The organism is Streptomyces sp. NPDC051776 (assembly GCF_040681345.1).
GTDB lineage: Bacteria > Actinomycetota > Actinomycetes > Streptomycetales > Streptomycetaceae > Streptomyces.
Window position 1 is genome coordinate 80,689 of the sequence record NZ_JBFAYQ010000022.1, and the last position, 7,058, is coordinate 87,746.

Below are 7,058 nucleotides of genomic sequence, written 5' to 3' on the forward strand. Positions count from 1 at the left end.
GTGGCCGTTTCGCTCACGGAGATCCTTGGCCTGCCCGCAACAAGGGGTTCACACGTCGGACGCACGCGTATGAGAGACTTTGTTCCGGGAAAAAACAAAACAACTCATCCGGAAGGAAGGTTCTCGCTCCATGCCCCTGGCCCTGCTGGCCCTGGCTGTCTCGGCCTTCGGCATCGGCACCACCGAGTTCGTGATGATGGGCCTGCTGCCCAACGTCGCCGACGACCTCGGCACCTCCGTGCCCACCGCCGGCCACCTCGTCTCCGCCTACGCCATCGGCGTCGTCATCGGCGCCCCGCTCCTCGCCGCGCTCGGCTCCCGCATCCCGCGCAAGCGGATGCTGGTCCTCCTCATGGCTCTGTTCACCGTCGGCAACCTGGCCTCGGCGTTCGCCCCGGACTTCGCGCTGCTGGCCGCCGGGCGAGTGCTCGCCGGACTGCCGCACGGCGCGTTCTTCGGCGTCGGCGCGGTCGTCGCCGTCCGGCTGGTCGACCAGCGGCGGCAGGCGCGCGCCGTTGCCACGATGTTCCTCGGCCTCACGGTCGCCAACATCGTCGGTGTCCCCGCCGGCACCCTCCTCGGCCAGCAGCTCGGATGGCGTGCCACGTTCCTCGTCGTCACGGCGATCGGGCTGGTCGCGGTCGCGGCCCTCGCCCGGCTGGTGCCCCACATGCCACTCGACACCCGGGCCGGTCTCGTACGGGAGATGTCCGCCCTGCGCCATCCGCAGGTGCTGCTCGGCCTTCCTTGGCGCCGTGGGCTTCATCACCACGACGCCGCTGCAGATGCTCGTCATGAACAAGGCGCAGCACGCGCCGACGCTGGCCGCCGCCTCCAACCACTCGGCGTTCAACCTGGCCAACGCCGGGGGCGCGTGGCTGGGCGGTGCGGCCATCGCCGCGGGGTGGGGATGGACCTCGCCCACACTCGTCGGTGCCGCCCTCGCGGCGACCGGTCTCGCCATCGCCGTCACCGCCGGGCTCCTCGACCGGTCCACGGCCCGTACGGCCCAAGGTGCGGGCGCCTCGCGGGTCGTCGCGCGCAGCTCCGATCCGGTGCGGGTCGAGCGGGTCGGGTGAAGAAATCCGGCGGGTGACGTGGCTGCCTTGACCTGGGTGTCATCCTCGGAAGTGCGGCGCGTAGAGCTGCACCGCAGACGGCCGTGCCCCGCCCACTGCGCGGGGCACGGTCTTGTCCGCCGAGGTCCTGTCCCCCCGCGGTCCTGTCCGCGGCGGTCACGTCCGCCGTGGTTTTGTCCCCCGCGGACTTGTCCGCCGCTGCCCGGGACCGGCGGGCCCCGGCAGCCCCGGGCGCCCACCCCCGCGGTCCACGGCCCCTCGTGCCCGGTGGTCGGGTCAGCCTTCGCGCCAGCGGTTGGTGATCGGCAGCCGGCGGTCCTTGCCGAAGCCCTTGGCGGAGATCTTCGTGCCCGGCGGGTACTGGCGCCGCTTGTACTCGGCCCGGTCCACCAGCAGCAGGACCCGCCCCACCTCGTCCGCGTCGAAGCCCGCCGCGACGATCGCGTCCCGTCCCCGGTCGTGGTCCACGTACAGGTCGAGAATCGCGTCGAGGATCTCGTAGTCGGGCAGCGAGTCCGTGTCGACCTGGCCGGGGCGCAGCTCGGCGCTCGGCGGCTTGACGACAGAGTTCTCCGGGATCGGCGGGGTCTGGCCGCGGTCGGCGGCCGCCCGGTTGCGCCACCGGGCGAGGCGGAAGACCTGGGTCTTGTAGACGTCCTTGATCGGGCCGTACGCGCCGACCGAGTCGCCGTAGAGCGTCGAATACCCCACCGCCAGCTCGGACTTGTTGCCCGGGGCCAGGACGATGTGGCCCTCCTGGTTGGACACCGCCATCAGCAGCGTGCCGCGCAGCCGGGACTGCAGGTTCTCCTCGGCCACTCCGGTGAGCCCGAGCGACTCCATGTACGCGTCGAACATCGGCTCGATGGGCACCGTGCGGAAGTTGAGTTCCGTACGGCGGGCCAGTTCGGCCGCATCGCCCTTGGAGTGGTCGGAGGAGTACTTGGACGGCATGGAGATGCCGTGGACGTTTTGCGCACCGAGGGCATCGCAGGCGATGGCGGCGACGAGGGAGGAGTCGATGCCGCCGGAGAGGCCGACGAGGACACTGCGGAAACCGTTCTTCGCGACATACGCGCGAAGGCCGACCACCAGCGCCGAGTAGACCTCCTCGTCATCGTCGAGCCGGTCCGCGTACCCGCCCTTGAGCTCCGGTTCGTACGCCGGCAGCGGGTCGGCGGAGAGCGTGATGTGGTCCACGAGCAGACCGTCGTCGACGGTGCCCGCCGGAACCGCCCCCGCCGCCGGAAGATCGAGGTCGATCAGCACACAGCCCTCGGCGAACTGGGGTGCGCGGGCGATCACTTCGCCGTCCGGGTCGACGACGATCGAGTCGCCGTCGAAGACCAGCTCGTCCTGGCCGCCGATCATCGCCAGGTACGCGGTCGTGCACCCCGCCTCCTGGGCACGCTTGCGGACCAGATCGAGGCGGGTGTCGTCCTTCTCGCGCTCGTACGGGGAGGCGTTGACGGACAGCAGCAGCCCCGCGCCCGCGGACCGGGCCGCGGGCACCCGGCCCCCGTCCTGCCACAGGTCCTCGCAGATGGCGAGCGCGACGTCGACGCCGTGCACGCGGACGACGGGCAGGGTGTCGCCCGGTACGAAGTAGCGGTACTCGTCGAAGACCCCGTAGTTGGGCAGGTGGTGCTTGGCGAACGACAGCACCACCTCGCCGCGGTGCAGCACCGCCGCGGCGTTCTGCGGGGCTCCCGCGGGCTGGCCGTAGCGCGGCTGTGCCTTCTCCGACCGGTCCAGGTAACCGACGACGACGGGCAGATCGCCCAGGCCCTCGGAGGCGAGCCGCGAGGCGAGGGCGCGCAGCGCCTCACGCGACGCCTCGACGAAGGAGGTGCGCAGGGCGAGGTCCTCCACGGGGTAGCCGGTGAGCATCATCTCGGGGAAGGCCACGAGATGGGCGCCCTGCTCGGCGGAGTGCCGGGTCCAGTGGACGATGGCCTCGGCGTTTCCTGCGAGGTCGCCGACGGTCGAGTCGATCTGATTCAGTGCGAGGCGAAGTTGAGGCACGCGGCCAGTGTAATCGTCTCTCTGACACGATGTCCCGGGCGGGGTATGTGGGGGCCTTCACTCGGTGCCAAGGGCTCACGGTAGCGGCAGCGGTACGGACCGTCGCACGCCTGTACGCGCAGAGCCCCGCCCGGAGGTGACGCCTCCGGCCGGACGTGCATCGCATCCAGGGGACGTGCATCGCATTCAGGGGACGTGCATCGCATCCAGGGACGTGCATCGCATCCAGAAGCCACGGAACCATTCCGGCCGGAGATCGATCTCCCATGCTCGGAGGAACGGCCTTGGGGCGATTCTGCCGGGAGGCCACCGAGAGAGGCGGGCCGGGCCGCTGCCCGCGGGAGGGCGCAGGATGAGACGCATGAGGCGCGTACCCGGCCGGATGCTCACGGTCGCCGGAGTCCCCACCCACGTCGTACGCGAGGGCGAGGGCCCGGTCTGCGTGCTCAGCGGGGGGCTCGGCATGAGCTGGTTCGACTGGGGACCGGTGGTCCCGCTGCTGACTCCGTACCGCACCGTCGTACGGTTCGACCGCCCCGGTCTCGGGCTCAGTGCCCGCGCGCCCGCGCGGCAGGTCCCCACCGCCGCGGGAGAGGCGGGCCGTATCCTGGCGGTCCTCGACGCGCTCGGGCTGTCCGGCCCGTGCACGGTCGTCGGCCACTCCCTCGCCGGATTCCACGTGGAGGCGTTCGCACGGCTGCACCCCGCACGGACCGCCGCGCTCGTCCTCGTCGACACCAGCGTGGAGGAGGACGCCCGGGCTCCCGCCGTCCCCGCTGCGCCCCGCGCGGCCGCCGCGCGCCTGCTGGCCGCGGGGCTCGGCGCTGCGGGAGTGCCGCGGGCGCTGGGCCGCTCCATGCGTCGCCTCACCGTTCGCGCCCAGACCGTACGCCACGAAGACCCGACGCCCGAGGCCCTCGTCCGCCTCTGCTACAGCACCACACGCGTGCTGCGCGCGAGCCTGCTGGAGAACGCGACCTATGCCGGTATGGCCGCGGAACTTCTCGATCTGCGGGCCCGTCATCCGCTGCCGGACGTCCCGGTGACCGTCCTGGCCGCGTACGGCGCCACCGACGCACCGCGCGAACTGCGCCGCCTGGACCGGCAGCGCCGGCTCGCCGCGGAACTGGACGGCGCAGAGTTCAGGATCGCCGCCCCCGCCGGCCATCTGGTGATGATGGACGACCCCGCGGCGGTCGCCCGTGCCGTGCTCGGGGAATCGCCCGCTTGGGACATCACCGCCGGGAGGACCTAGCCTGACCCCGGGGGACGAAACGCGGCAGAAACGCCGCCACGTGATACTGAACGGGCCACAGCGCGGTGGCGCACCCGAGAAGCTCCAGAGCAAGCCGTCTGACCTGCGAGGATAGGAATCATGGATAAGCAGCAGGAGTTCGTGCTTCGTACGCTCGAAGAGCGCGACATCCGCTTCGTGCGCCTGTGGTTCACCGACGTGCTCGGCTTCCTCAAGTCGGTCGCCGTGGCGCCCGCCGAGCTCGAGCAGGCCTTCGACGAAGGGATGGGCTTCGACGGTTCGGCGATCGAGGGCTTCGCCCGGGTCTACGAGTCCGACATGATCGCCAAGCCGGATCCGAGCACATTCCAGATCATCCCGTGGCGGGCGGAGGCGCCGGGCACGGCCCGGATGTTCTGCGACATCCTGATGCCGGACGGCTCGCCCTCGTACGCCGACCCGCGCTATGTCCTCAAGCGCATCCTGGCCAAGACCTCAGACCTCGGCTTCACCTTCTACACCCACCCCGAGGTCGAGTTCTTCCTGCTCAAGGAGAAGCCGGTCGACGGCTCGCGGCCCACCCCCGCTGACAACTCCGGCTACTTCGACCACACCCCGCAGAACGTCGGCATGGACTTCCGCCGCCAGGCGATCACGATGCTGGAGTCCATGGGCATCTCCGTGGAGTTCTCGCACCACGAGGGGGCCCCGGGCCAGCAGGAGATCGATCTGCGCTACGCGGACGCGCTGTCGACGGCGGACAACATCATGACCTTCCGGCTGGTCATGAAGCAGGTCGCGCTGGAGCAGGGCGTGCAGGCGACGTTCATGCCCAAGCCGTTCTCCGAGCATCCCGGCTCTGGCATGCACACCCATCTCTCCCTCTTCGAGGGCGACCGGAACGCCTTCCACGAGTCGGGTGCCGAGTACCAGCTCTCCAAGGTCGGCAAGTTCTTCATCGCCGGACTGCTCCGTCACGCGGCCGAGATCTCCGCCGTGACGAACCAGTGGGTGAACTCCTACAAACGGATCTGGGGCGGCTCGCAGCGCACCGCGGGCGCGGGCGGCGAAGCGCCGTCCTACATCTGCTGGGGCCACAACAACCGCTCCGCGCTGGTCCGCGTCCCCCTCTACAAGCCGGGCAAGACCGGCTCGACCCGCGTCGAGGTCCGCTCCCTGGACTCCGGCGCCAACCCGTACCTGGCGTATGCGGTGCTGCTGGCGGCCGGTCTGAAGGGCATCGAGGAGAGCTACGAACTCCCGCCGGGCGCCGACGACGACGTCTGGGCGCTCAGCGACCCGGAGCGCCGCGCGATGGGCATCCAGCCCCTCCCGCAGAACCTGGGCGAGGCGATCACCCTCATGGAGCGCAGCGAACTCGTGGCCGAGACGCTGGGCGAGCACGTTTTCGACTTCTTCCTCCGCAACAAGAAGCAGGAGTGGGAGGAGTACCGCTCGGAGGTCACCGCGTTCGAGCTGCGGAAGAACCTGCCGGTGCTGTAGCGGTCGGCGCCGTCCTCCGGGGGATCCGACTCCGGTGGAGTCCGACTCCGAAAAATCCGACGGAAAAGCGTGCAGGGCTGACGGTCGCGGACTGCCGGCCCTTCCACATCTAGTACTGGCGTTTCCTCGGCCCCCTGGTTCAGGCGGAGCGCGACAGAGGGCAGGTGTGCGACACCGGTTGTTTCGCCGACAACTTCGAATGGCTCGCGGAGCGGGCCATGGAGTGGCGTAGGAGCGACCGGGCGAAAGCCCGCTGGCTGTCCGGGGTCTGGAAGGAGTACGAGGCCAACAATCCGCCCTCGGCGGCCGGCAGCACGTAGGGTTTCCGGAAGAATCCTTCGGTGCTGCACGGGAATTGTGTTTCACTCGGGGAGCTTCCCCACCCGCGAAGCATTCCTCACCCGCACAGATTCTTCAGCCCCGAAGCATTCCTCACCCGTTCTTCAGCTTGAAGCATTCCTCACCCGCGGAGCGTTCGCAGAGCCGAGCGGGCGTGCCCGGGGGTGAGCCATGGGGTGCGCCACCCCTCGTCACGGCCGTCCGCGAGGTCCTCCACCAGGGGCAGCAGCGCGTCGCAGCGCCGCTCAGGCGTCCTCACGGAGACGAGCCTCTCGGGGCCCCAACGCTCCTTCATCCCAGGAGTGTCGGTGCTGATCCAGGGGCCGAGGTCGAGGAAGCGCATGCGGTACCACCGGTCGAGGGGTGACGTAGGGGCGGCGACGGGGGGTGAGTCCCACGGGTGCCCGAAGTCATGCACTGACGAGCGCGCCCGGAGCGGGACCCCGGTCGCCGGCTGACCCGCGTCGCGCACCACACGGACGACCGGCGTGTACGGGACGAACCGGCCTGTGCGGCACGGCAGTCGGGCGCGGCAGCGTTCCCGTCCCCGCCGGGCCGGCGGTCGGCGACCGTCGGCCCGGATCCGTCCGGAGGGTCTCGGGCAGTGGTTCGCCGCGGCCCGTAGGTATACGGGCCGAAGGTGCGCGACGGCTCCCGGGACGGGCAACGGTCGCCCGAGTACAACAGCGCCGACCGCAGGGCCCGAGGACGCAGCGGCGCACGGACGCCGGGTGCCGGGGCCCAGGGACGCCGGGGGCAAGGGCCCACGGATGCCGGGTGTCGGGGCCCAGGGACGCCGGGGGCAAGGGCCCACGGATGCCGGGTGTCGGGGCCCAGGGACGCCGGGGGCAAGGGCCCACGGATGCCGGGTGTCGGGC

At 70.8% G+C, this 7,058-nt stretch carries 5 protein-coding genes and 1 pseudogene; 4 read left to right on the forward strand and 2 right to left on the reverse strand.

The window, feature by feature from the left end; genetic code table 11:
- Positions 1 to 130: 130 nt before the first annotated feature.
- Positions 131 to 1,079: pseudogene (locus AB0M26_RS18600) on the forward strand (MFS transporter).
- A 276-nt stretch (positions 1,080 to 1,355) separates the two neighbouring features.
- Here the strand turns inward: AB0M26_RS18600 and AB0M26_RS18605 are convergent.
- Positions 1,356 to 3,104: an NAD+ synthase gene (locus tag AB0M26_RS18605; RefSeq protein ID WP_365262070.1), complete on the reverse strand. Its 1,749-nt coding sequence runs from the start codon at positions 3,102 to 3,104 to the stop codon at positions 1,356 to 1,358.
- A 361-nt stretch (positions 3,105 to 3,465) separates the two neighbouring features.
- Here AB0M26_RS18605 and AB0M26_RS18610 point away from each other — a divergent pair, with 361 nt between their 5' ends.
- From AB0M26_RS18610 to AB0M26_RS18620, 3 genes are all read left to right on the forward strand, one after another.
- Positions 3,466 to 4,359: an alpha/beta hydrolase gene (locus AB0M26_RS18610; protein WP_365262074.1), complete on the forward strand. Its 894-nt coding sequence runs from the start codon at positions 3,466 to 3,468 to the stop codon at positions 4,357 to 4,359.
- A 120-nt stretch (positions 4,360 to 4,479) separates the two neighbouring features.
- Positions 4,480 to 5,841, forward strand: a complete 1,362-nt coding sequence (locus tag AB0M26_RS18615; protein WP_365262077.1) for a glutamine synthetase family protein — start codon at positions 4,480 to 4,482, stop codon at positions 5,839 to 5,841.
- Between the two features lie 164 nt (positions 5,842 to 6,005).
- Positions 6,006 to 6,161: a hypothetical protein gene (locus AB0M26_RS18620; protein ID WP_365262079.1), complete on the forward strand. Its 156-nt coding sequence runs from the start codon at positions 6,006 to 6,008 to the stop codon at positions 6,159 to 6,161.
- A 140-nt stretch (positions 6,162 to 6,301) separates the two neighbouring features.
- Here AB0M26_RS18620 and AB0M26_RS18625 read toward each other — a convergent pair whose 3' ends face one another.
- Entirely contained in the window at positions 6,302 to 6,523 is a 222-nt protein-coding gene (locus tag AB0M26_RS18625; protein ID WP_365262082.1) for a hypothetical protein, read from the reverse strand.
- Positions 6,524 to 7,058 lie beyond the last annotated feature (535 nt).

Bases quoted from the DNA above. Each gene is read 5' to 3' on its own strand.
- AB0M26_RS18610 (WP_365262074.1), top strand. From the start codon at position 3,466: ATGAGGCGCGTACCCGGCCGGATGCTCACGGTCGCCGGAGTCCCCACC.
- AB0M26_RS18615 (WP_365262077.1), top strand. From the start codon at position 4,480: ATGGATAAGCAGCAGGAGTTCGTGCTTCGTACGCTCGAAGAGCGCGAC.
- AB0M26_RS18625 (WP_365262082.1), bottom strand. From the start codon at position 6,523: ATGCGCTTCCTCGACCTCGGCCCCTGGATCAGCACCGACACTCCTGGG.